24 protein-coding genes are annotated in these 20,658 nt (G+C 64.2%); 11 read left to right on the top strand and 13 right to left on the bottom strand.

Features of this window, described 5'->3' with window-relative positions; genetic code table 11:
• Both VNZ93_RS12025 and VNZ93_RS12020 read left to right on the top strand, forming a co-directional pair.
• Positions 1–496 (top strand): MFS transporter (locus VNZ93_RS12025; protein ID WP_325704895.1); only part of this gene is annotated, 496 nt, incomplete at its 5' end.
• A 184-nt stretch (positions 497–680) separates the two neighbouring features.
• Positions 681–1,763, top strand: a complete 1,083-nt coding sequence (locus VNZ93_RS12020) for an MBL fold metallo-hydrolase (protein ID WP_325704892.1) — start codon at positions 681–683, stop codon at positions 1,761–1,763.
• A 13-nt stretch (positions 1,764–1,776) separates the two neighbouring features.
• Here VNZ93_RS12020 and VNZ93_RS12015 read toward each other — a convergent pair whose 3' ends face one another.
• Positions 1,777–2,646 carry a cytochrome c gene (locus VNZ93_RS12015; protein ID WP_325704889.1) on the bottom strand — a complete coding sequence of 290 codons (870 nt, stop codon included), beginning with the start codon at positions 2,644–2,646 and terminating at the stop codon, positions 1,777–1,779.
• A 152-nt stretch (positions 2,647–2,798) separates the two neighbouring features.
• Between VNZ93_RS12015 and VNZ93_RS12010 the strand changes: the two genes are divergently transcribed.
• On the top strand, positions 2,799–2,978 hold the full coding sequence (locus VNZ93_RS12010) for a Flp family type IVb pilin (protein WP_325704886.1): 180 nt from the start codon (positions 2,799–2,801) through the stop codon (positions 2,976–2,978).
• 13 nt (positions 2,979–2,991) lie between these two features.
• On the opposite strand, the gene VNZ93_RS12005 is transcribed toward VNZ93_RS12010, so the two are convergent.
• From VNZ93_RS12005 to VNZ93_RS11985, 5 genes are all read right to left on the bottom strand, one after another.
• Positions 2,992–3,234, bottom strand: a complete 243-nt coding sequence (locus tag VNZ93_RS12005) for a hypothetical protein (RefSeq protein ID WP_325704883.1) — start codon at positions 3,232–3,234, stop codon at positions 2,992–2,994.
• Between the two features lie 178 nt (positions 3,235–3,412).
• Positions 3,413–4,405 (bottom strand): Bug family tripartite tricarboxylate transporter substrate binding protein, encoded by a 993-nt coding sequence (locus VNZ93_RS12000; RefSeq protein ID WP_325704880.1) that lies wholly within the window; start codon positions 4,403–4,405, stop codon positions 3,413–3,415.
• Positions 4,406–4,534: 129 nt separating this feature from the next.
• Positions 4,535–5,527, bottom strand: coding sequence for a Bug family tripartite tricarboxylate transporter substrate binding protein (locus tag VNZ93_RS11995; protein WP_325704878.1), 993 nt, complete (start codon positions 5,525–5,527; stop codon positions 4,535–4,537).
• 22 nt (positions 5,528–5,549) lie between these two features.
• Positions 5,550–6,419, bottom strand: coding sequence for an amidohydrolase family protein (locus VNZ93_RS11990; protein WP_325704875.1), 870 nt, complete (start codon positions 6,417–6,419; stop codon positions 5,550–5,552).
• Positions 6,420–6,520: 101 nt separating this feature from the next.
• Entirely contained in the window at positions 6,521–7,033 is a 513-nt protein-coding gene (locus VNZ93_RS11985; RefSeq protein WP_325704872.1) for a CvpA family protein, read from the bottom strand.
• A gap of 117 nt (positions 7,034–7,150) precedes the next feature.
• Between VNZ93_RS11985 and VNZ93_RS11980 the strand changes: the two genes are divergently transcribed.
• The gene (locus VNZ93_RS11980; protein WP_325704869.1) at positions 7,151–7,591 is read left to right on the top strand and encodes a YccF domain-containing protein; all 441 of its coding nucleotides are present in this window, start codon (positions 7,151–7,153) and stop codon (positions 7,589–7,591) included.
• Between the two features lie 58 nt (positions 7,592–7,649).
• Here the strand turns inward: VNZ93_RS11980 and VNZ93_RS11975 are convergent, their stop codons facing one another.
• Both VNZ93_RS11975 and VNZ93_RS11970 read right to left on the bottom strand, forming a co-directional pair.
• Positions 7,650–7,973, bottom strand: coding sequence for an ATPase inhibitor subunit zeta (locus VNZ93_RS11975; protein ID WP_325704866.1), 324 nt, complete (start codon positions 7,971–7,973; stop codon positions 7,650–7,652).
• 190 nt (positions 7,974–8,163) lie between these two features.
• Complete coding sequence (locus VNZ93_RS11970) at positions 8,164–8,943, bottom strand: SDR family oxidoreductase (RefSeq protein ID WP_325704863.1); 780 nt, start codon at positions 8,941–8,943, stop codon at positions 8,164–8,166.
• Positions 8,944–9,177: 234 nt separating this feature from the next.
• On the opposite strand from VNZ93_RS11970, the gene VNZ93_RS11965 reads away from it, so the two are divergent.
• Positions 9,178–10,083, top strand: a complete 906-nt coding sequence (locus VNZ93_RS11965; RefSeq protein ID WP_325704860.1) for a CHAD domain-containing protein — start codon at positions 9,178–9,180, stop codon at positions 10,081–10,083.
• 30 nt (positions 10,084–10,113) lie between these two features.
• Positions 10,114–11,088 (top strand): threonine/serine dehydratase, encoded by a 975-nt coding sequence (locus VNZ93_RS11960; protein WP_325704857.1) that lies wholly within the window; start codon positions 10,114–10,116, stop codon positions 11,086–11,088.
• 8 nt (positions 11,089–11,096) lie between these two features.
• Here VNZ93_RS11960 and VNZ93_RS11955 read toward each other — a convergent pair whose 3' ends face one another.
• Positions 11,097–11,732: a hypothetical protein gene (locus VNZ93_RS11955; RefSeq protein WP_325704854.1), complete on the bottom strand. Its 636-nt coding sequence runs from the start codon at positions 11,730–11,732 to the stop codon at positions 11,097–11,099.
• On the opposite strand from VNZ93_RS11955, the gene VNZ93_RS11950 reads away from it, so the two are divergent.
• Complete coding sequence (locus tag VNZ93_RS11950) at positions 11,731–12,897, top strand: MFS transporter (RefSeq protein ID WP_325704852.1); 1,167 nt, start codon at positions 11,731–11,733, stop codon at positions 12,895–12,897. The genes VNZ93_RS11955 and VNZ93_RS11950 overlap by 2 nt on opposite strands.
• Positions 12,898–12,901: 4 nt before the next feature.
• Here VNZ93_RS11950 and VNZ93_RS11945 read toward each other — a convergent pair whose 3' ends face one another.
• The 4 genes from VNZ93_RS11945 to dgcA all read right to left on the bottom strand — a co-directional run bounded on the left by VNZ93_RS11945 (position 12,902) and on the right by dgcA (position 17,155).
• A complete protein-coding gene (locus tag VNZ93_RS11945; RefSeq protein WP_325704849.1) occupies positions 12,902–13,333 on the bottom strand; it encodes a hypothetical protein in 432 nt (143 codons plus the stop codon).
• A gap of 146 nt (positions 13,334–13,479) precedes the next feature.
• Positions 13,480–13,854, bottom strand: coding sequence for a response regulator (locus VNZ93_RS11940; protein ID WP_325704846.1), 375 nt, complete (start codon positions 13,852–13,854; stop codon positions 13,480–13,482).
• A gap of 32 nt (positions 13,855–13,886) precedes the next feature.
• On the bottom strand, positions 13,887–16,028 hold the full coding sequence (locus VNZ93_RS11935) for a PAS domain S-box protein (protein ID WP_325704844.1): 2,142 nt from the start codon (positions 16,026–16,028) through the stop codon (positions 13,887–13,889).
• A 131-nt stretch (positions 16,029–16,159) separates the two neighbouring features.
• Positions 16,160–17,155 carry an N-acetyl-D-Glu racemase DgcA gene (dgcA, locus tag VNZ93_RS11930; RefSeq protein ID WP_325704841.1) on the bottom strand — a complete coding sequence of 332 codons (996 nt, stop codon included), beginning with the start codon at positions 17,153–17,155 and terminating at the stop codon, positions 16,160–16,162.
• Positions 17,156–17,312: 157 nt separating this feature from the next.
• Between dgcA and VNZ93_RS11925 the strand changes: the two genes are divergently transcribed.
• The 4 genes from VNZ93_RS11925 to VNZ93_RS11910 form a co-directional block, all read left to right on the top strand.
• Positions 17,313–18,452 (top strand): MlaE family lipid ABC transporter permease subunit, encoded by a 1,140-nt coding sequence (locus VNZ93_RS11925; protein ID WP_325704838.1) that lies wholly within the window; start codon positions 17,313–17,315, stop codon positions 18,450–18,452.
• A gap of 9 nt (positions 18,453–18,461) precedes the next feature.
• Complete coding sequence (locus VNZ93_RS11920) at positions 18,462–19,295, top strand: ABC transporter ATP-binding protein (RefSeq protein ID WP_325704835.1); 834 nt, start codon at positions 18,462–18,464, stop codon at positions 19,293–19,295.
• A 7-nt stretch (positions 19,296–19,302) separates the two neighbouring features.
• Positions 19,303–20,184, top strand: coding sequence for an MlaD family protein (locus VNZ93_RS11915; protein ID WP_325704832.1), 882 nt, complete (start codon positions 19,303–19,305; stop codon positions 20,182–20,184).
• A 176-nt stretch (positions 20,185–20,360) separates the two neighbouring features.
• The coding region (locus tag VNZ93_RS11910) for a hypothetical protein (RefSeq protein WP_325704820.1) at positions 20,361–20,658 on the top strand (298 nt) is incomplete at its 3' end.

Genomic DNA, 20,658 nt, shown 5'->3' with positions numbered 1-20,658 from the left:
ATGGCTGCAGGCCGGCGCTCCCGGCGGCGGCGATGTCGCAACCACGATCGGCGCGCTCACCTTCCTGGTGTTTGCGGTCGCCTCGCTGGCGCAGCTTGTGGTCGGTTCGCTGCTCGACAGATTCGGCCCGCGCATCGTGTTTCTGGTCGCTGCCGCGATCCAGATCGTATTCTTCGCGATGATGCCCGGATTGACCGATGGCTGGGCGTTCGCTGTCGCGCTCGGCTTCATGTTCGGCGCATTCGGCCAGATCCCGATCAACGATTTCATGATCGGCAAGATGGCAAGCGGTCCGGCGCGCGCGCGTATCTATGGCGTCCGCTACGTGCTGGCCTTCAGCGTGCTCGCGCTGTCGCTGCCGGTGATTGCCTTCGTCTACGACAATTACGGATTCGATACGCTGTTCCGGCTGATGGCGGGCGCCGCCGCCGCGATCTTCCTTGTGACGGCGTGTCTGCCGTCGCGGCTTCCGAACCCGGCGCCGGCCACGGCGTGACATCGCGCATCTGACGGCTTGCGCGCGTGAACGGGCGGCGCGTCCGGTGTTGTTCTCCAAAGAGCGTCCGTCCCGGAAATAAATTGCTGCGGCGCCGGTAAAATTTGAAACGGCGCGGTCGGCGGTCATTGTGATAGCTTTTTGGCGATAGTTTTTCGCCGAACGCTATTCCGGGAGAACGCCCATGATCTTCGGCTCGCATTCCAATGCCTTCGCATTGTCGCGCTGCGTCGCTGCTGGCTTGGCGGCGCTGGGCTTCATGGTCGCCGGATCGCTGCCCGGTCACGCGCAATCGAATACGGCGCAGATCACGATCATCTATGATGCCTTCGGCAAGCCCTCCAACCTGAAGAAGGACTGGGGCTTCGGCGCGCTCATCGAATATGGCGGCAAGCGCATCCTGTTCGATACCGGCAACAATGCCGAAGTCTTCGCGCATAACGTCAAGGAGAAGGGCATCGACCTGACGACGCTCGACTTCGCGATCGTTTCGCATCGGCACGGCGACCATACCAGCGGGCTGAACCATCTGGTGAAGGTCAATCCGAAACTGCAGATCTATACGCCGCAGGAGAATTTCGGCGTGTTCGGCGCGGCGTTTCCCGGCAGCTTCTTCCGGCGCGACGAGTCGTTGCCTGCGGACATGCGCTATTACGAGGGCAAGGCGCCGCAAACGGTGCGTTTCGGCAGTGCGTGGCCGGAGGGCAATTTCACCTGGGTGACCAAGACCACCGAAATTGCGCCCGGCATTCACCTGATCCTGCTGAACGGCCTTTGGGGCGTCGATCTCGAAGTGAAGGAGATTTCGCTGGCGATTGAAACGCCTGACGGAATCGTCCTGGTCGTCGGATGCAGTCACCCGACCATTGAGAAGATCGTCGAAGCGACGAAGACCGCAACCAATAAGCCGATCCATCTCGTCGTCGGCGGGACGCATCTGCTGCCGGCGAAGGACGATCAGATCAGGAGCATCGCAAGCACCCTGCGCGACAAGCTGGAGGTGCGTTACATCGCGCCGGCGCACTGCACCGGAGAGCCGGCCTTCGCAATCCTGAAGGAGGCCTTCGGAGACCGGTATGTCTATGCAGGTCTCGGTGCCACGCTCGTGCTCGGTTCGAAGGTGACGGTGCGGGCGGACGCGGGCGAGCCGCAGAAATATGCGATGGACGAGAGCGACATCCGCACCTATCGGCAGGCGATGGTGCAGGGCCCGTATCGGGCGCTGCTCGGTAGTGCCGGCGGGCCGGCGGCTCAGAGATCGCAATGAGCCGCTGCGGCGTTTACTGCGCCGTCTTTTGTTCGGTGTTTCGTGCAGCGATGTGTGCGAGATAGGAGATCACCGCGTCGATATCCCTGTCGCTCATCTGGTCGGCCGCAAAGCCGGGCATGATCTGCGTCGGCCAGGTTCGCACCGATTTCGGATCGCGGATCAGCGCGTGCAGCCCCTCGCGTGTCATGTAGGCGGTGGGGTTCATCGGCCGGTTCAGATCGGGGCCGACATCACTCGAACCGGCGCCGTTGATCATATGGCAGGGCAGGCATTGCGCGATGAACAGCGTCTGCCCGGCGCGCGCCGCATGCGCCGCAGGTAGCGCGGCATCGACGACAAGCTGGGGCCAGCGCGCAGCCGGCGGCAATTCGCTCACGAGCTTTGCGACCTGATAGGCCCAGTATTCGCTGCTGACACTTTTCACCTGCGCGCCGGTCCAGACGACATAGAACGGGCCGGCGGTCGCCTGTTTGCCCGGAAGCTTCGGCCATGGCGCGTCGGCGGGCTCGATGGCGAGCCAGGCGATCGCTTTGGCCGGGTCGGTGTTGGTGACGAGATCGAGCGGCAGATGCGCCGCGAAGCCATCGAGCGCGACGGTTTCGATGACGCTGCCGGTGGGCATCGGGCGCCCGGCCAGCAACGCGGCGAGCGGGACCGCGCGAAAGCGCATGGGCCTGCCATACGCAATGTCTGCGGGGATCTCGATGTCTCTCGCATCGGGCCGCGCGAGCAGCGCCTCGCGTGAGAAGGTGCGGCTCTCGCCGTCGACGACGATGTCGAGCGCCGGGTCGGCGGCCGCGGGTGGCGTTGCAAGGCCAAGCAGGAACGCCGCGATGATCGAAAGCCAGCCGATCCGTCCGCGCCCTCGCAGCGTGCTCATGCGGTCATTCTCGTGTGACTCTGATTCCGGCCGGCAGCGCAGTGTTCACTACGGGACGCGGGGGCTCAACCGCGCCGCGATTGTTGCAATTTTAGATTTCAGGTTGGCAGGAATGCAATCTCTCGCCGGCATGGTGAGCGCGGGACCGGGCCATGCACGAGGCCGGAATGCTTGCGAGGATCAGGTGTTTTGCCGCCGATGACAGCGGCGCGACCGCAATTGAATACGGACTGATCTGCGCGCTGATCGCGCTTGCGATCCTTGTGGCGCTGAATACGACCGGCGAGGCGCTTGTGGCGTCCCTGCAGACGCTGCTGGCCGCGTTCCCGTAACAATCCCCTGGCGCTACGCCGCCTTTGCGCGGCGCGGCTGGGCCGGTGTTGCCCGCCTCCGGGGCGCTTCTGCGAAATGCTCGTCGAGATCGGCGTCGGGACGGCCGAAGCGCCAGGCGCGGACCCGCTCGTCCCAGTCGAGCGCACAAAGCTCGCAGCGGCCGTCATGGAGACGGCGCTCGACCAGTGTGAGCTCGGCGCCGCAGCCGTCCATGGCAACGACACCCGTGCAGACAAAAAGACCGGCGTTCTTCATGGCGAAACCCGAGGCCCAAAAACGAATCACTTCCAGAGTCTAGCCGGAAAAGTGAACGGAAAGGGTACGGGCGCCGGTCTGTCCACTGGGCGTTTATCGCGCACGACGGAGGAGAGCCGGCGGCGCAAGGGAAAGCCGGAACGGCGGCTGCACAGGGCTGCCGCCGCGCAGGGATTTGTCAGTCCTCGATCTTGAAACCGGTGGCCTTCTGGACCGGGGTCCACCTTTCGATGTCGGCGATGATGCGCTTCACGAAGTCGGCCTGCGAGCCCCCGGCCGGGCTGTAGGCGAGCTGGTCCAGCCGCTCGCGCACGGTCGGCGAGGACAGCGCCTTGGTGACGCCGGCGTTGAGCTGTTCGACGATCGGCATTGGCGTGCCGGCCGGGGCAAACATACCGAACCAGTCCTCGATCACGAGGCCGGTGGCGCCCTGTTCGGCGAAGGTCGGAACGTCGGGCAGATATTTCGAACGCTGCTTGCCGCTGACCGCGACCGCACGCAACTTTCCGCTTTTGATATGCGGCAGCGAGTCCGTGATGGTGGTGACGGCGACCGCGACCTGGCCGCTGATTGCGTCCTGCACCATCGGCGGCGCGCCGCGATAGGGGATATGCGTCAGGTCGAGCTTGGCGTAGTCGGCCACCATGGCGCCGATGAAGTGCATCGGCGAGCCAGCGCTGCCGTGTGCGTAGCCGGCCTTCGACGGGTTCGCCTTGTACCAGGCGATCAGGTCGGCAAGCGTCTTGACGCTGTCCGGCACGGCGCTGGTGACGACCAGCGAGAATTCGAGCGTCACCAGCGGCGAGATCGGGATGAAATCCTTCAGCGGGTCGTAGTTCAGTTTCGAGAAGATCAGCGGATTGAGCGTCATCAACACGGCCGGCGAGACAAGGATGGTGGTGCCGTCCGGCGTTGCCGCCTTGGCGCGGTCGACCGCGAGGCGGCCGCCGGCGCCGGAGATGTTCTCCACGATCGCCGTGATGCCCATGTCGGCGCGCAGCTGATCAGCGACGAGCCGCGCGATCATGTCGACCGAACCGCCGGCCGGAAAGCCGACGAGGAAGCGGACGATCTTCGACTTGTCGAGCGTCTGCGCGAACGATGTCGACGGGATGGCGAGGGGCGCGGACAAGGCGCCTGCAATTGCGAACAGGGATTCGCGACGATTCATCGATGGTCTCTCGGAAGTGAAGTCAGAAGCCGTAAGGCGCGGCCGGATCGTCAACGAGGATGCGCCGGCGCTTTGCTGCATCGGCGCCGGCGCCGGCGACGGCTACTGCCGCCGCCGCGCCGCCGGGCGCTATTCCTCGATCTTGAAGCCCGTGGACTTTACCACCGGAGCCCACTTTTCAATGTCGGCCTTCAGACGCTTGGCAAAGTCGGCGGACGAACCGCCGGCCGGGACATAGGCGAGCTGGTTCAGCCGCTCGAGTACAGTCGGTGCCTTGAGCGCCTTGTTCACGGCAGCGTTGAGCTGCTCGACGATCGGCGTCGGCGTGCCGGCCGGCACGAACATGCCGAACCAGTCCTCGGAGACGATGGAGGTCGCACCCTGCTCGACGAAGGTCGGCACATCCGGCAGGAATTTCGAGCGCTCTTTCGAGCTCACCGCAATCGGGCGCAGCTTGCCGGCCTTGATGTGCGGCAGAAGGTCGGTGACCGTCGTGATCGCCACCGCGACCTGGCCGCTGAGCGCATCCTGAACGAGCGGGGGCGCGCCGCGGTAGGGCACCTGCGTGAGGTCGAGTTTTGCATGCTGTCCGAGCAGGGCGCCGATGAAATGCATCGGCGAGCCTGAGCCGCCGTGGCCATAGGCCGCTTTCGACGGATTGGCCTTGTACCATTCGACGAGGTCGGCGAGCGTTTTCACGCTGTCCGGTACGGCGCTGGTGACGACCAGCGCGAATTCCAGCGTGCAGAGCGGCGAGACCGGGATGAAGTCCTTCACCGGATCGTAGCTCAGCTTGGAGAAGATCAACGGATAGAGCGTCATCATCGCGGCGGGCGTAACGAGGATCGTGGTGCCGTCCGGCGTGCTGACCTTGGCGCGCTCGATCGCGATGCGGCCGCCGGCGCCGGAGACGTTTTCCACGATGGCGTTGACGCCGGGATCAGTGCGGAACTGTTCGGCGACGAGACGCGCAACCACGTCGACGGATCCGCCGGCCGGAAAGCCGACGAGGAAGCGGACGATCTTCGACTTGTCGAGCGTCTGCGCGAACGATGTCGAGGGGATGGCGAGGGGCGCGGACAAGGCGCCGGCGATTGCGAACAGGGTTTCGCGACGATTCATCGATAGTCTCCCGGAAGTGAAGTCAGAAGCCGTAAAGTCTGGCCGGATTGTCAACGAGGATGCGCTGGCGCTTTTCTGCATCGGCGCCGAGGCGCGGCAGCCAGTCGAGCAGGTGCGAGGATTCAGGCATGTTGCCGTCCCAGCATCCGACATGCGGCCAGTCGCTTGCCCAGAGCAAACTTTCGGGCACTTCGGCGACGAGCTTCTCGCCGAACGGCATCAATGTCGGCCACGGGAAGATCTCGGGCGTCGCGCGGTGCATCGCGGACAGCTTGAGATAGGCGCGGCCTGACGACAGGAACGAGAGCAGGGTGGCAAAGCCATCCTGGTCCACGCCCTGGTTACGATCCCAGGCATTGGCCGCGAGGTGATCGAGCACGATCGGCACCGGAAGTCCGACGCTCGCCTGCGCGATCAGTTTCACCTCGTCGGCGCTGCCGGGCCAGATCGCGATATGCCAGCCGAGATCCGCAATCCTGCGCGCGGCGTCGTGCAGCGTATCTTTCGTGACCGGATAGCCAAAGGCCGCCGCGAGCCGGACGCCGCGAATGCCCTGTGCGTGGAGTTGCTTCAGGTCGGCGTCGGTCATCGACTGCGTGAGCATGATGGTGCCGCGCGTGCTGTCGCCGATCTCGGCGATTGCATCGAGCGTGACGCGCAGATCGGTGCCATGGGTCGAGACATGCGCGATTACCGCGCGATCGAGGCCCATCGTCCGCAGCATCTCGCGGAAGACCGGCAGCGGCGCTTCCGGCGCGGTATAGGCGCGCTCTTCCGCTATCGGGTAACGGGAATACGGACCGATGACATGGACGTGGCAGTCGGTCGCGCCGGGAGGCATTTCGAAAGAAGGGGCTGTCGGCTTCGGGGCACCGGGGCAGGGCTTACTCACGCGTTCCTCTTTTACGCAATAGCGAAAATATTATCGTTATTGTGAAAGGACCATAGTCAAAGTGGGCCGCGCGTCAACCCGGCAGCGCCCGGTATCAGAAGCTAGATGCCGCGCTTCTTTTTCATGCGATCGATCTGGGCGACGACATCCGCCGGCAGCGTGCGGACGCCTTGTTCCCCGGCCGCGGACAGCATCGGGCGCAGGAACGATTGTGCGAGCCAGGCCGGCTCACGCTTTGCGGGAATGATGCGCTCGAAGATCAGCACCATCAGCACGGCCAGAAGAAGAATGCGGACCGCACCGAGCGCAGCGCCGGCGGCGCGGTCGGGCAGGCTGACATCCTCTCCGACCACAAGGCTGACGGCATTTCGCAGCAGCGCAGCCGTCACGATGCCCACGACAAGAAATACGCCGCCATAGGCGAGGATGCCCGGTCCGTCCGTCGAGGGCTGCGTCGTGAATAGCGGCGCGAGCTTCGGTGCGGCGACGACCGCGACCGGCGCCGCCAGCAGATAGCCGAAGATCGTCGCCAGACTGCGCAGCAATCCGGCGCGATAGCCGAAGATCACCGCCAGCAGAGTAGCGCCGATGACAGCTGCGTCGAAAATGTTCATGGCCCCGTTCGTAGCCGGGCTGCGTAAACATTCCGCTGACGGGTCGACTTGAATATTCCGCGGCAACGCTCAACTTTACGCGTCTGGGCGGCATTCTGGCGCGCTCCGGAGATCGATATGTCGTTTCTGTCTTTCCTGCTGAACGTCCTCTGGATCATCTTCGGCGGCCTGTGGATGGCGGTCGGGTGGTGGATCGCCGCTATCATCATGGCGATCACAATTATCGGGCTGCCCTGGGCGCGTGCGGCGTTCAACATCGGTTTCTATGCGCTGCTGCCGTTCGGTCAGCGGGCCGTGCCGCGCGATCAATATACGGGCCGTGAGGATGTCGGCACCGGCGGGCTTGGCGTCATCGGCAACATCATCTGGTTCGTGCTGGCCGGCTGGTGGCTCGCGCTCGCGCATCTGATCACCGCGATCGGCCTTGCGATCACCATCATCGGCATCCCGTTTGCCTGGGCGCATCTCAAGCTCGCCGGAATTTCGCTCTGGCCGATTGGCATGATGATCGTGCCGGCAGACGCGGGCGCTCCCGATCCCTATCCAGCGAGACGATGATCGCGACTGCGGCTTAAGCGAGCGTCGCCGCAAAGGCGCGACCGCAAAAGTGCGTATGTCACCGTGGCGTCAGCTTGCGCGCCAGCATCACGGCCGCGGCATCCGAGCTGCCGCCCGCGCTTGGCTCCATCGCGCCGGCTTCGAGCTTGCACCGGCGCATGGCGTCAAGGATCTGCTCGTCCGATTGAACGACGCCGGCTGCGTCGAAATCCTTGCGAAGCCTGCTGAACACGTCGTTGCGATCCGGATCGATCGTGTCGGTGGCGAGAGCTTTGGCGTAGGTGTCGGCGTCTGCGCCTGCGAGCCCCAGCTTTTCGGCAGCCCACATGCCAAGCAGCTGGTTGAGCCGGATTGTCGTCTTCAGCTCGTCAAAGCTCGTCATTTGTGTTCTCCGATCAGGAACCGGGAACGGATGGCGCTTGTCGTTCGCACCGAGCGATCAAGCAACGAAAGCCGTCGAGCCTCCTTCGGATGGAGACGCGATGCTTAACCGGGAGCGATTGTGCCATCGTAGAGCGACATGACGGGCCGATGGCACTATACCTAGGTGCAGGGTGATGCCCGCGTTCTTGCTAGAACGCCGCCGGATACACCCCGCCGTCGATCAGGATATTTTGACCGGTGATGTAGCCCGCCTGTTGCGAACACAGGAAGGCGCAGGTCGCTCCAAACTCCTCCTTGGTGCCGAAGCGCTTGGCGGGCACGCCGTTCATGCGCGCGGTGCGCGCCTGTTCGTAGGAGATGTTCTGCCGCTTCGCGTTGCCCTCGATGTTGGAGACGAGACGGTCGGTATCGAATGCGCCGGGCAGCATGAAGTTGATCGTCACGTTCGATCCTGCAACGGAGCGCGCAACACCCGCGAGGAACGCGGTGAGGCCCGCGCGTGCGCCCGATGACAGATCGAGTCCGACAAGCGGCGCTTTCACCGTGGCCGAAGTGATGTTGACGATGCGGCCGAATTTCTTCGCGATCATTGGATCGATCGCTTTCTGGATGAGTTCGATCGCGACCACCATGTTGGCAATGACGCCGTCGATGATCTGTTCGCGCGAGAGTTCGCGGAAGTCGCGCATCGGGGGGCCGGCATTGTTGTTGACGAGAATGTCGGGCTCCGGGCAGGCGGCGAACAGCGCCTTCTGTCCGTCGGGGGTCGCGACATCGGCGGCGACCGGAATGATTTTCGCGCCGGTCGCTTTTGCGATCTCGTCGGCGGCCGAAGCGAGACGCTTTTCATCGCGGCCGTTGATCACCACCTCGCAGCCTTCCTGCGCGAGCGCCAGCGCGCAGCCATAACCGAGGCCGCGGCTCGATGCGCAGACGATGGCCTTGCGGCCGGCAATTCCGAAATCCATGAGCAGCTTTCCGGGATAAGGAGGGTTTGCGGGCGAGCACTATAAGCTCCCTGCGCCTGCAAGGGGGAGGGATCAATACATCGAAAATGCAATCGCGTGAGGAGCAGGTGAAGACAATCGCGCGGGAACAGCACCCGCTCTCGCCGATCGAGACCGCTGGCCCTTGGCGGCGATGGCGGGCTAAGATTTGCCGGGGCTGCGGTTCCGGCCCCGTCCGTGAGAGAAAGTCCCCTGATGAATGTCCGGACGGCCCTGACCCCCGGCGAGCAAGTCGGCGGCGCCTTGCGGGAAATTGCCGCCGGGGCGGTCGCCGAGCCGCTGGATATCCTGAACGATCCGGCCCGCGACCCGACCACCAAGGTGCATGACATCCGGCGTGCGCTGAAGCGCTGGCGCGCCCTGTTGCGCATGCTGAAGCCGCATCTTCGCGACAGCAGCGAGGCCCTGCGCATTCAGGCGCGCGATCTTGCGCGCAGGCTGACGGTGGCGCGCGATGCGCAATCGGCGATCGATGCGCTCAATGATGCGGCGGAAGCGTGTAATGGATTGCTGATCGCCTTGCCGGCGCGCACGCTCGCGTCCGTACAGGGGCGGCTCGCCGAACTGCGCGCGGAGAACGAGCGCAACATCTGGACCGACGATATCCAGCGCGATCTGACGGACTATCTCAACGCCGCGGCCGCGCAGGTCTCGCAATGGGATCTCGACGGGCTCTCGTTTTCTGATCTCGCCGACATGCTGACCACCACCTATCGGCGCGCGCGCAAGACCATGCCTGATGACTGGGCGACGGCCGAAGGCGAGCGCCTGCACGATCTGCGGCGGCGTGTGGTCGAACACCGCTATCAGATGGAACTGGTCGAGCCGCTCTGGCCACGCGTCGGGCGCATCTGGGTCGACGAGGCGCAGCGTCTGCGCACCCGGCTCGGGAAATACCAGGATCTCGAAATGCTGGCCGCAAAGGTTCAGCCGCGCCAGCCGCTGGCGCGCTGGCGATCGAAACTCATGCCGGTGATCGCGCACCGGCAGGCCGAGCATGTCGAGGCCGCGCGCCGGCTCGCAACGCGGCTGTTCGCCGAAACGCCAAGGGGCTTCCGCCGGCGGCTCAATGCGCTGTGGGACGCCCAGACGGACGATTGAAAAGGCCGGGCCGCGCGCTACCTTTCACCGATGGATGCCATCACCCCGGTCGATATCGAAGCCGCCGCCAGCCGCATCGCGGGTGTTGCGGTCCGCACCCCGCTGATCCGCTCGCCGCTGCTCGACGAACGCGTCGGAGCGCGCGTCTATCTCAAGGCCGAGACGCTGCAGCGCATGGGTTCGTTCAAGTTCCGCGGAGCGTATAACCGCTGCTCGACCATTCCATCGGCGGACCGGGCTGCGGGCGTCGTGGCCTATTCCTCGGGCAATCACGCGCAGGGTGTCGCTGCGGCCGCGAAGTTGCTCGGCATGCCGGCGGTGATCGTGATGCCGGCCGATGCGCCGCGTCCGAAGCGCGAGCGGACCGCCGCGCTCGGCGCCGAGGTTGTCCTCTATGACCGCGATACCGAAGATCGTGCGGCGATCGCGAAGGAGATCGCAGACACCCGCGGGGCGGTGATCGTGCCGCCGTTCGACGATCCGATGGTGATCGCCGGGCAGGGCACGGTCGGCCGCGAGATCGTGGAAGATCTGTCAGCGCTCGGGCTGAGGCCGGATGTGGTCGTGGTCGGCTGCTCCGGCGGCGGGCTTGCGGCCGGTATCTCGATGGCCATCAAGACAGCCGCTCCCGGTACCGATCTTTATACCGCCGAGCCGGAAGGCTTCGACGACATGGCGCGCTCGTTCGCGAGCGGACATCGTGAACGCAATGCGCGCCTGAGCGGCACGATCTGCGATGCACTGATGAGCAATACGCCGGGCGAACTGACGTTCCCGATCACGCAGCGGCTGATCGGCAAGGGCGTGACCGCGAGCGACCGCGAGGTCGAGGAGGCGGTGGCCTTTGCGTGGCGCGAACTGAAGCTCGTGGTGGAGCCGGGCGGCGCGATCGGCCTTGCTGCATTGCTGGCCGGGCGCCCGGACGTGAAAGGCAAGGTCGTGGTCGCGATCCTGTCCGGCGGGAATGTCGATCCCGACCTGTTTTCGCGCATCATCGCGGCGTAGGCCGCGCATCAGGTGAACAGCGCGATCTTTTCCTCGTAGGACAGCGCGCGGATATCGGCGAATGGATCGCGTGGCGCAGGTTGCGGACGCTCCACGGCCCGAATCTCCTCTCGTTTCGCTGGCGCCGCGGCGGCCAGTTCCGGTCCGAGGAACTCGATGGCGCTGGCGTGAGGTACATCGGCATCAGGCCGTTCGCTCACGTTGATCCTCGCAACCGATACCGTGCGGATCTCCGCGACTTCAACGGTGAGAGGCTCCACCTTCGAAGCGGCGACGGTCATCGCGTCGTCCGTCTCGACGATGCCGTCCGCCATCATGTCGATGTTGCAGGTCTCGGCCGCGACGTCGGCGGCCGGTTCGATGATCGCGGGTTGTATGTCCCGCGCCTCAATCGCGTCGGGAGCGGGGTTGTCGTTCTGGGACGGAGGTTCAATGGGCTCGAGGCTTCGCGATGCCAGCAATTCCTCGATACGTCCGATTGCCGTCAGCAACGCCTCGGTATCGGCAACGCGATTGCGCTGTGCATATTCCTGCAGGAATGCCCGGCCGCGCGCTGTCTCGGACAGCGCGGCGAGAATGATGTCATAGTCCGAATCGCCTCGCGGTGAATCGTTCGATGCCGGGGCGCGCTGATTCGCGAGCATGATGCAGGATAGCCGATCCCGAGACAGTTTTGCCCTCAGGGCCGCGGTCTTCTACGCCGTTTCCAACGTCCTGCTCGGCATCCATCTGCCGTTCTTTCCGGCGTGGCTTCAGTCGACCGGCTTCGACGCCGGGCAGGTCGGAGCCATTCTTGCGGCGACAGCGGTGATGCGGGTGATTTCGGTCCCGACCGCGACAACCGCCGCCGACCGCCACTTCGGACTCCGGACAACAATCATCGCCTTCGCGATTACGACTGCGCTCGGCTTCACCGCGCTCGGCCTCGTGTCCGGACCCTGGATGATCGTCGGGCTGACCGCCATGACGGCTTTCGCGCATACGCCCGCCGTCGCGTTGCAGGATGCGTATACCTTGCGCGGGCTTCGGGCGCGCGGCGTCGCCTACGGACCGGTGCGGCTGTGGGGCTCCATCTTCTTCATCCTCGCGAATTTCGGAGCCGGGCTTGCCTTCGACCTGATCGACACGCGCAATCTGATCTGGCTGATCGCAGCAGCGGCGGTCGCTACGGCCGCTGTCACCATGATCCTGATGCCGCTGCCGCCACCGCCGGTTCCGACCGCCGAGGCGGCGCCGGTGCGGCCGTTGTGGCGGGACCCTCGGTTCATGGCGGTCGTCATGGCCGCGAGCCTGATCCAGTCGAGCCACGCGGCCTATTACGGCTTCTCCACAATCACCTGGAAGGCCGCCGGGTTCGACGGTATCGCGATCGGATCGCTCTGGGCGCTGGGCGTGATCGCCGAAATCGTCCTGTTTGCGTTTTCGGGCCGGCTGCCGCCGTCAATCGGTCCGATCCAGCTCATCGTCCTGGGCGGGGTCGGCGCAACCATCCGGTGGGCTGGACTTGCTTTCGATCCGACCGGGTGGACCCTGCCGATGTTGCAGCTGCTGCATGCCTTCTCGTTCGGCGCCAGCCATCTCGGCGCCGTTGCATTCATTGCGCATGCGGCGCCGGAAGGCCGTGGCGCCACGGCGCAGGGCTATTTCTCGGTGGTGCAGGGCGTCACGTTCAGCGCGAGCATGCTGCTGGCCGGAACACTATACGAGGCGATCGGGGTCGCAAGTTACGGCGCAATGGCCGTGATCGCCTTCGTGGGCGCCATGATTGCCATTGCGGTGTGGACGCGAATGCCTGAGCCGAATCGCTGACCAATCAGTCGCAAGCGCGGTACATCGCCATCAGTTCGGGTCCGGACAGGAACACCATTTTCGGCTTCAGCCCGCCGCGTTTCTTCAACCAGGCCCGGATATCGCCCGGATAGATATCCCACAGCGCCTTGGTTCCGGCTGCGCTCAGGACAGGCTGGCCGTTTCGCCCCGGATTCCAGGCCGCGTGAAAACCAAGCTGCGCGCGGCGGGTGACGCAGATTCGTTCGCGCGGCATGACGCCGAGCACGATGGTGCAGGCGGACAGGCAGGGGCCGTCGATCACCACTCTCTGCCCGGAATTGCGCAGGCTGACATAATTGTCGAGGTATGGGCCGATCTGTCCGCCCATATCGTTCGAGATTCGAACAGCGGCGCTGGCATCCGCCGCCAGCAGAATAGCGAAAACCGCGCCGCAAATTGCCGCACGCACGCTCATGCCCCAGCGCTCCCCAAGACCGTTCGAGGGAAAAGCTAGACAAGAATGAGACGGCTTGCCAAGCGCAAAAGAACTAAAGCGCGAAGCTGTGAGTAATCTGCAACAGCGCGATTTTTGCGGGGAAATTCTCGCTTGAAACGGGCCGGTTACGACACGCGACCGAGGGCTATCGATATCGCGCTTGCAAGGTCGTCCGCCGCGAATGGCTTCTGGAGGACGGGGGCCGAGTTCAGGCTCTCGGGAATGCTGGTCGCGCCATAGCCAGTCGAAAAAACGAAGGGAATTCCGCGCGCCCTGATGATCTCCGCGATCGGGAAGGTGCGCGCGCCCGCAAGATTGACGTCCAGAATCGCAAGGTCGAATGCAAGCGACCGCGCCTTGGAGATCGCATCGTCGAATCGCGAAGCAACGCCCACGATCTCGCAACCGAAATCCGCAAGCGCATCCTCGATCAACATGACGATCAGCGATTCGTCTTCGACCAGAAGAACCCGCCGGCCGGAAAGATCGCGCGCCGCCATACTCACAGACGCTCCTGTCAATCTGGCCGCCGTCAGTCCAGCCCGGCGATTTCAGTCAAGGGCGCGTCGATCGCGCATTCCACGCCAGCTTCGTTGAAGCTCAAACGGACCTCGCCCGCAATATCCTGCGCAAGGCCCTGTTCGACGAGGCGCGATCCGAAGCCGCGTCTGCCCGGCGGCTTCACGGCAGGACCACCGCTTTCCTGCCATCGCAGATGGAACCGGCCCGTCGTTCGATCGATGCGCCAGCTTATGGAGACGCTGCCGGTGTCGTTGGACAGCGCGCCATATTTGACTGCGTTGGTCGCGAGTTCATGGAACGCAAGCGACAGGGCGAGGACCGCCTTCGGGCTCAGCCGGAGCCGTTCGCCCTCGATCCGGAATCGGCCCTGTTCGGACCGGCCGCGATAGGGCGCGATCGCGCCGTTCACGACGTCGATCAGGTCCGCGCCTTCCCAATGCTGGCGCGTGAGCACGTCATGGGATTTCGACAACGCAATCAGCCGCGCCTCGAAAGCGGCGCGCCCTTCGGCCAGGCTCTTCGCATTGCGCAGGCTTTGCGAGGCGAAGGACTGCACCGTCGCCAGCGTGTTCTTCACCCGATGGTTGATCTCATCGATGAGCAGGCGCTGCCGCTTTTCCGCGACCTTGCGCTCCGTGATGTCCTGGACGAGCTTGACCAGATGTAACGGGCGGCCGGCTTCGTCATGCGTGAGAGAGACGCTGTTCTGGACCCAGATGACCGAGCCATCCTTGCGCACATACCGTTTCTCGATGACGAAGTTCGACCGGCTGCCATCCAGCATGCGGTCAAGCAACCTGCGCATCGCAGGGCGATCGTCGGGGTGAGTGAGGTCGAGCGCGTTGAGCGAGAGAAGTTCGTCTGCGCTGTACCCGCACAGATCGCTGAATGCGGCGTTGGTTTCGATGAATCCTGCATCGGGAGCGAGGACGGCGGCGCCGATCGCAGGCGAGTTGAACACCGCGCGCAATCGCTCCTGTCGTTCGCGCAGAAACTCTTCCGCGCGCGCGCGTTCGATCAGGTCCGCCGCCTGGCGCGCCAGAACGTCGAGCCGGCGCAAATCGCCGAGGGGTGGCTCATATGGCTTGCGCCAATGCGTCGACAGCATTCCGACAAGGCGTCCCGAGCGCGAGAGCAGCGGTGTGGTTTGCATTGAGATGATGCCGGCTTTCAGGAAGATCGCGAGATCTTCGGTGCCCTGCATGAAGTCGCACTCGCGCACGTCGCTGCAGATCGTGCGTTCGACGTTGCGCAGGGATGCGCCGCAACTCGTCGCAGAATCGATGCTGACCCACTCCCAGAACTTTGCGGCGTCGCCCAGTCCGCGATGTGCGATCAGGTTCAGTTCGCCGCCTTTGCCGCGTTCGGGATGAAGAATCTGCATGCTGGCAGAGTCGGAGCTCATCACGCTGACCGCGGCATCGAGAATTCTCTCATAGATGGCCGAAGTATCGCCCTCCTGCACGAGCGCCGCGCTGATCTCCTGCAGGCGCTTGGTCGCCTCGAGCTCCTGCTCCAGCCGCTTCTCGCTGGCGGCGCGAATGCTCTGCGCTTCCAGCCTGTCTTCTTCCGACTGCGCGCGTTCGAGACTGAAGCCCAACTGGCGTGCGATCGTCACGGCAAGGTCGACGTCATGCTGATCGAATTGTTGCGGGCGGTTGTAATAGGCCATGAACTTGCCGCGGACGCGGCCGCCGCTCGTCAACGGAATAAACGCGAGCGCGCGAATGCCCTCGGCCTCGACGGTCCTGCGAAGGTCCTCGGGCAAATCCGCGTGCGCGGTGTCGGGAATGAAAATCGGTTCCGGATCGGATTCGCCTTCCGTCCAGGGCGAATGCCCGTGCACGGCCTTGCGATACGTGTCCGACAAATTGCGCGAGGCAACGAAGCTCATCACGCCATTGCGGTCGAAACGAAGGATCGAGGCGGCGCGGCATTGCAGCGTGTCGAAGATCGCATCGAGCGCGGCCTCGTAAGTGTCGGCCAGCGAAGCCGCGCGATAGAGCCTGTCCGTGAACTGGAACAAGGCGGCCTGTTCGCGCGCATGCCGCGCCAGCGCCCTGTCAGCCGTGTCCTTTACGATCTGAGGCCTTGCATCCAGCAGGGTGTTATCCGGGTCGTCGGGTACGGGCTGTCTATTACGGTCCAGCATGCCTGGCCCTTCTCCCCTCGAAACTCTCAAGAAAACCGGATTTCACCGGAATGGCCGGCCGAGAACACCGATGCGCGACACACAACGTCCGAACTGGATTACGGTTCCGAACTACCGGCCGTTACGTTTAATCATCCCCAGAAAGATGCGGCCGGGGGATGGACGAGGCTGCCCTCATAGACGAGGCCCTCAGCACGGTCGCGCGCGAGGAGGAGGGGACCGTCAAGATCAACGAAGCGCGCGGTCTGCGCGACCAGCATGGCCGGCGCCATCGACAGGGACGTCGCAACCATGCAGCCGGCCATGGTCATCAGTCCAAGCCGCTGCGCCTCTGCGGCCATGGCGAGCGCTTCCGTCAGCCCGCCGGTCTTGTCGAGCTTGATGTTCACGGCGTCGTATTTTCCGATGAGGGCCGCAAGCGAGGCACAATCATGCGCGCTTTCATCGGCGCAGACCGGCACCGCCCGGTCGAGGGTCCGCAGCGCGTCGTCGGCATCGGCGGGGAGGGGCTGCTCGACCAGCGTGACGCCGGCGGCCGCGCAAGCCGCGAGGTTGGCCGCGAGGTTGTCAGGGCGCCAGCCCTCATTCGCATCGACGATGAGTTCGGCTTCTGGAACCGCAGCACGCACCGCGGCAATCCGATCCGGGTCGCCGTCGGCGCCGAGCTTGATCTTGAGAAGCGGCCGGGCGCTCGCGTTGCGCGCGGCGGCGGCCATGACCTCCGGCGTTCCGAGCGAGATCGTAAAGGCCGTGGTCAGCGGGTGAGGCGGGGGGAGGCCTGCCAGTTCATAGGCCGGCCGGCCGGCCTGCTTGGCCGCCAGATCCCAGAACGCGCAATCAAGGGCATTACGGGCGGCGCCCGGCGCCATCTCGTGTTGCAAATCCTCGCGGGTCAGCCCCTCCGCCACCTTGCCGGCCATCGCCTCGAGAGCGGCGACCACGCTTTCCGGGCTTTCGCCGTAGCGGGCATAGGGAACGCATTCCCCGCGACCATGAAGCGCACCGGCCGAGAGTTCCGCGACCACCACCCTCGCTTCGGTCTTGGCACCGCGACTGATGGTGAAAAGGCCCGCGATCGGCCAGGTTTCCACCCTGACGGCGAGCCGCTGGGCGGCCGGGTTAACCATGTGCTTAAAGCTTCGTTAACGTCACTCGACAGGCGGGGGTGCTCTGTTAAGTATGTGACGGAAATGCGGTTTTCCTCAAGGTGCGAGATGGCTGGCCGGGCGGACGGTCACGCCGGGGCGCCGAGAGCCGTCCGGGGCTTGCGGGGCGGGGAGTGGTATGAGTTCTGAAGCGTTGCTCGCCGCGGCTGTAGTCGGCGACAGACTCGAGCTGTCGGCCGCCGGCGACTGGACGGCCGACCGCGCGAACGATCTCGAGCGGCTGGTCATGGCCGCGGCGCTGCCGACGCAGAGCCCGATCAAGGCCGTGCGCGTCGATATGGAGCGCGTCGCCAAGCTCGACACCTATGGCGCCTGGCTGCTGGAACGCTTGCTGCGCGGCTCGCGCGAGAGCGGTGCGGCGGCCGACGTGATCAATCTCCCCGACCAGTTCCGCACGATCGTGGAGACCGTCCACCAGACGACGGAACTGCCGGATCCGGAACGGCTGCGCCGCACCAGCGTCCTCGACTGGCTCGCAACGGTCGGCGAGAACATCGCCGAGGTCGGCAGGTCGGCGCTCCTGTTTGCGCAAATGCTCGGCGCGGTGACGTTCGCGTTCCTGCGCGTGTTCTGGCGGCCGCGCACATTCCGCTTCACCTCGCTCGTCAACCAGATCGATCTCGTCGGCTGGCGAGCCGTGCCGATCATCCTTCTGATCACGTTCCTGATCGGCGCCATTCTCGCGCAGCAGGGCATCTTCCATTTCCGCAGGTTCGGCGCCGACGTGTTCGTGGTCGACATGGTGGGCATCCTGGTGCTGCGCGAAATCGGCGTGCTGATCGTCTGCGTGATGGTCGCCGGCCGTTCGGGCTCGGCCTATACCGCCGAAATCGGTTCCATGAAGATGCGCGAGGAAATCGACGCGCTCCAGACCATGGGCTTCGATCCGATCAGCGTGCTGGTGCTGCCGCGGATCCTCGCGCTGGTGATCGCCGTGCCGATGCTGACCTTCCTCGGGGAAATGTCTGCGCTGTACGGAGCGGGCCTCGTCGCATCGCTCTACGGCGGTATCCAGCCGGAAGTGTTCATGCAGCGGCTGCGCGAGGTGATTTCGATCGATCATTTCATGGTCGGCATGGTCAAGGCGCCGTTCATGGCGATGACGATCGGCATCGTCGCCTGCGTGCGCGGCCTCGAGACCAAGGGCTCGGCGGAATCGCTTGGCGCTCAGACCACGGCCGCTGTGGTGCAATCGATCTTCCTCGTGATCGTGCTGGACGGCATCTTCGCCGTATTCTTCGCGGCAATCGACAAATAGGCGGGCATAATGTCGATCTCCGATAGCGGCTTCGATATACTGTCGATCTTCGATGACGGACCCGAGCCGCAACTCGACATCTCGCAGGACATTGCGCTCCGCGTCCGCAATCTTCAGGTGAAGTTCCGGCGCCAGCATGTGCTCAAGGGCGTGAACTTCGACGTCAAGCGCGGCGAGGTGCTGGGCTTCGTCGGTGCGTCAGGCGCCGGCAAGTCCGTTCTGCTGCGCACGATGATCGGGCTCATCCAGCCGACCTCCGGCACCATCGAGGTGTTCGGTCAGGAATTCTCCAAGGCGAAGGAACTCCGCGAGCAGCTGATCGAGCGGCACTGGGGCATCCTGTTCCAGCACGGCGCGCTGTTCTCCGCGCTGACCGTGCGGCAGAACGTGCAATTTCCGATGCGCGAATATCTCAACCTGTCGCCGCGTCTGCTCGACGAGGTCGCGGCCGCCAAGCTGAAGATGGTCGGCTTGCCGCCGGAAGCGCTGAACAAGATGCCGTCGGAATTGTCGGGCGGCATGATCAAGCGCGTTGCGCTTGCACGTGCGCTCGCGCTCGATCCGGCGATCGTCTTTCTCGACGAACCGACATCCGGCCTCGATCCCATCAGCGCCGGCGAATTCGACAATCTGATCAGGACCCTGCAGCGAACTTTGGGGCTCACGGTTTTCATGGTAACCCATGACCTGGACTCCCTGCATTCCGTCTGCGACCGCATCGCCGTTCTGGCCGATGGCAAGGTGATTGCGGCAGGGCCGATGTCGACAATGCTGGCCTCGGAACATCCGTGGCTGAAGGCTTACTTTCGCGGCAAACGCGGCCGCGTCGGCGCAACGATGTGAGGGGAGTATGGAAACCAGGGCAAACTACATCCTGATCGGGCTCTTCACGCTTGCGACCGTGATGGGCGCGTTTGGCTTCGTGTACTGGTTCCACCATGTCGGCGGCACCGGTGAGCGCGTGACCTATCGCGTGATGTTCCAGGGACCGATCGGTGGCCTGCGCTCCGGCGCGTCGGTGACCTTTAACGGCATCCGGGTCGGTGAAGTCACCGAGCTGACGCTCGATCCGAAGGAGCCGAAAAATTCCGTTGCCGTGATCTCGGTCGATGCCACCACACCGGTGCGCGCCGATACGGAAGTGAGCCTCGATTCACAGGGGCTGACCGGCATCGCCGTGCTCGCATTGCGAGGTGGTGCGGCGGACGCGGGGCCGGTGACGGCAAAGATGAACGACACGCCGCTTCTGACCGCGGGCACCAGCGCATCGCAGGACATGATGGCGGCGGCGCGCGATGTAGCGCGGCGGATCGATGCGGTGCTGGTCGAGAACCAGCAGACGCTGAAGAACTCGCTGAAGCACATCGAGACCTTCACCGAGATGCTGTCGAAGAATTCGGACTCGCTGTCGAAGTCCGTGAAGAACATCGAGACCTTCACCGACGCACTGGCGAAGAATTCGGAAAAGGTCGACCGCGTGCTTGTCAGCGCCGACAAGGTGCTCGGCAATGTGGAAAGCCTGACAGCGGAGAAAGGCGACGTGCCCGAGGCTGTGCGCGCGTTCAAGACGCTCGCCGAAAACCTCGACAAGCGGCTCGAAGGCCTCGTCGTGGACGGACGCCGTACGCTGAACACGATCGATCGCGCGGTGCGAAATTTTGACGAGAACCCCTCGCGCATCATCTTCGGCGGCGGACGCCCGGCCACCCAGGCGCCGCGGCGGCAGCAGTGACCGTTTGCCGGTAAGGCCGCGGCTGCCGGCGCCGCCGATGCGCCGCACGGGCATCCAGACGATCAATCCCCTCCCGGAAGCGGTGGATTGTTACCGCGCCGCTATCATGGTAATTGTTGTGGTCAGCCAATGATTTTCTTGGGTCTTTCCGGACACGCCGCAAAGGCAGCAGTTCCATGGCCAAGATTGTTTATGTCAAGCGGCAATACGTTGGATTGCGAGAGAATTTTCCAGGAAGTCTCGCTGAATCAATAAATTACTATGGTTATGACACCGGACTGCCTCGTTATTACGAGGTGTCTGGCACCACCGGCTTTAACGACAAGGACTATATCGAGTTTGCTGTCGCGGAGATAACGTTTGCTCCGCAAAATACACAGCAGCTCGGATCGATCACCACTGAAACCGGCTACATTTACACTTACCCGATCTGGGAAGCCCGAAGCGTTCCCGACAATTTTGTATTGCCTGGGC

Source organism: Pseudorhodoplanes sp. (assembly GCF_035565795.1).
Classification (GTDB): Bacteria; Pseudomonadota; Alphaproteobacteria; order Rhizobiales; family Xanthobacteraceae; genus Pseudorhodoplanes.
The sequence above is the reverse complement of the archived record's forward strand: the minus strand, read 5'-3'. Positions and strand labels throughout refer to the sequence as shown.

Coding starts and splice junctions, on each gene's coding strand:
- VNZ93_RS12020 (WP_325704892.1), top strand. CDS start 681: ATGATCTTCGGCTCGCATTCCAATGCCTTCGCATTGTCGCGCTGCGTC.
- VNZ93_RS12015 (WP_325704889.1), bottom strand. CDS start 2,646: ATGAGCACGCTGCGAGGGCGCGGACGGATCGGCTGGCTTTCGATCATC.
- VNZ93_RS12010 (WP_325704886.1), top strand. CDS start 2,799: ATGCACGAGGCCGGAATGCTTGCGAGGATCAGGTGTTTTGCCGCCGAT.
- VNZ93_RS12005 (WP_325704883.1), bottom strand. CDS start 3,234: ATGAAGAACGCCGGTCTTTTTGTCTGCACGGGTGTCGTTGCCATGGAC.
- VNZ93_RS12000 (WP_325704880.1), bottom strand. CDS start 4,405: ATGAATCGTCGCGAATCCCTGTTCGCAATTGCAGGCGCCTTGTCCGCG.
- VNZ93_RS11995 (WP_325704878.1), bottom strand. CDS start 5,527: ATGAATCGTCGCGAAACCCTGTTCGCAATCGCCGGCGCCTTGTCCGCG.
- VNZ93_RS11985 (WP_325704872.1), bottom strand. CDS start 7,033: ATGAACATTTTCGACGCAGCTGTCATCGGCGCTACTCTGCTGGCGGTG.
- VNZ93_RS11980 (WP_325704869.1), top strand. CDS start 7,151: ATGTCGTTTCTGTCTTTCCTGCTGAACGTCCTCTGGATCATCTTCGGC.
- VNZ93_RS11975 (WP_325704866.1), bottom strand. CDS start 7,973: ATGACGAGCTTTGACGAGCTGAAGACGACAATCCGGCTCAACCAGCTG.
- VNZ93_RS11970 (WP_325704863.1), bottom strand. CDS start 8,943: ATGGATTTCGGAATTGCCGGCCGCAAGGCCATCGTCTGCGCATCGAGC.
- VNZ93_RS11965 (WP_325704860.1), top strand. CDS start 9,178: ATGAATGTCCGGACGGCCCTGACCCCCGGCGAGCAAGTCGGCGGCGCC.
- VNZ93_RS11960 (WP_325704857.1), top strand. CDS start 10,114: ATGGATGCCATCACCCCGGTCGATATCGAAGCCGCCGCCAGCCGCATC.
- VNZ93_RS11950 (WP_325704852.1), top strand. CDS start 11,731: ATGATGCAGGATAGCCGATCCCGAGACAGTTTTGCCCTCAGGGCCGCG.
- VNZ93_RS11955 (WP_325704854.1), bottom strand. CDS start 11,732: ATGCTCGCGAATCAGCGCGCCCCGGCATCGAACGATTCACCGCGAGGC.
- VNZ93_RS11945 (WP_325704849.1), bottom strand. CDS start 13,333: ATGAGCGTGCGTGCGGCAATTTGCGGCGCGGTTTTCGCTATTCTGCTG.
- VNZ93_RS11940 (WP_325704846.1), bottom strand. CDS start 13,854: ATGGCGGCGCGCGATCTTTCCGGCCGGCGGGTTCTTCTGGTCGAAGAC.
- VNZ93_RS11935 (WP_325704844.1), bottom strand. CDS start 16,028: ATGCTGGACCGTAATAGACAGCCCGTACCCGACGACCCGGATAACACC.
- dgcA (WP_325704841.1), bottom strand. CDS start 17,155: ATGGTTAACCCGGCCGCCCAGCGGCTCGCCGTCAGGGTGGAAACCTGG.
- VNZ93_RS11925 (WP_325704838.1), top strand. CDS start 17,313: ATGAGTTCTGAAGCGTTGCTCGCCGCGGCTGTAGTCGGCGACAGACTC.
- VNZ93_RS11920 (WP_325704835.1), top strand. CDS start 18,462: ATGTCGATCTCCGATAGCGGCTTCGATATACTGTCGATCTTCGATGAC.
- VNZ93_RS11915 (WP_325704832.1), top strand. CDS start 19,303: ATGGAAACCAGGGCAAACTACATCCTGATCGGGCTCTTCACGCTTGCG.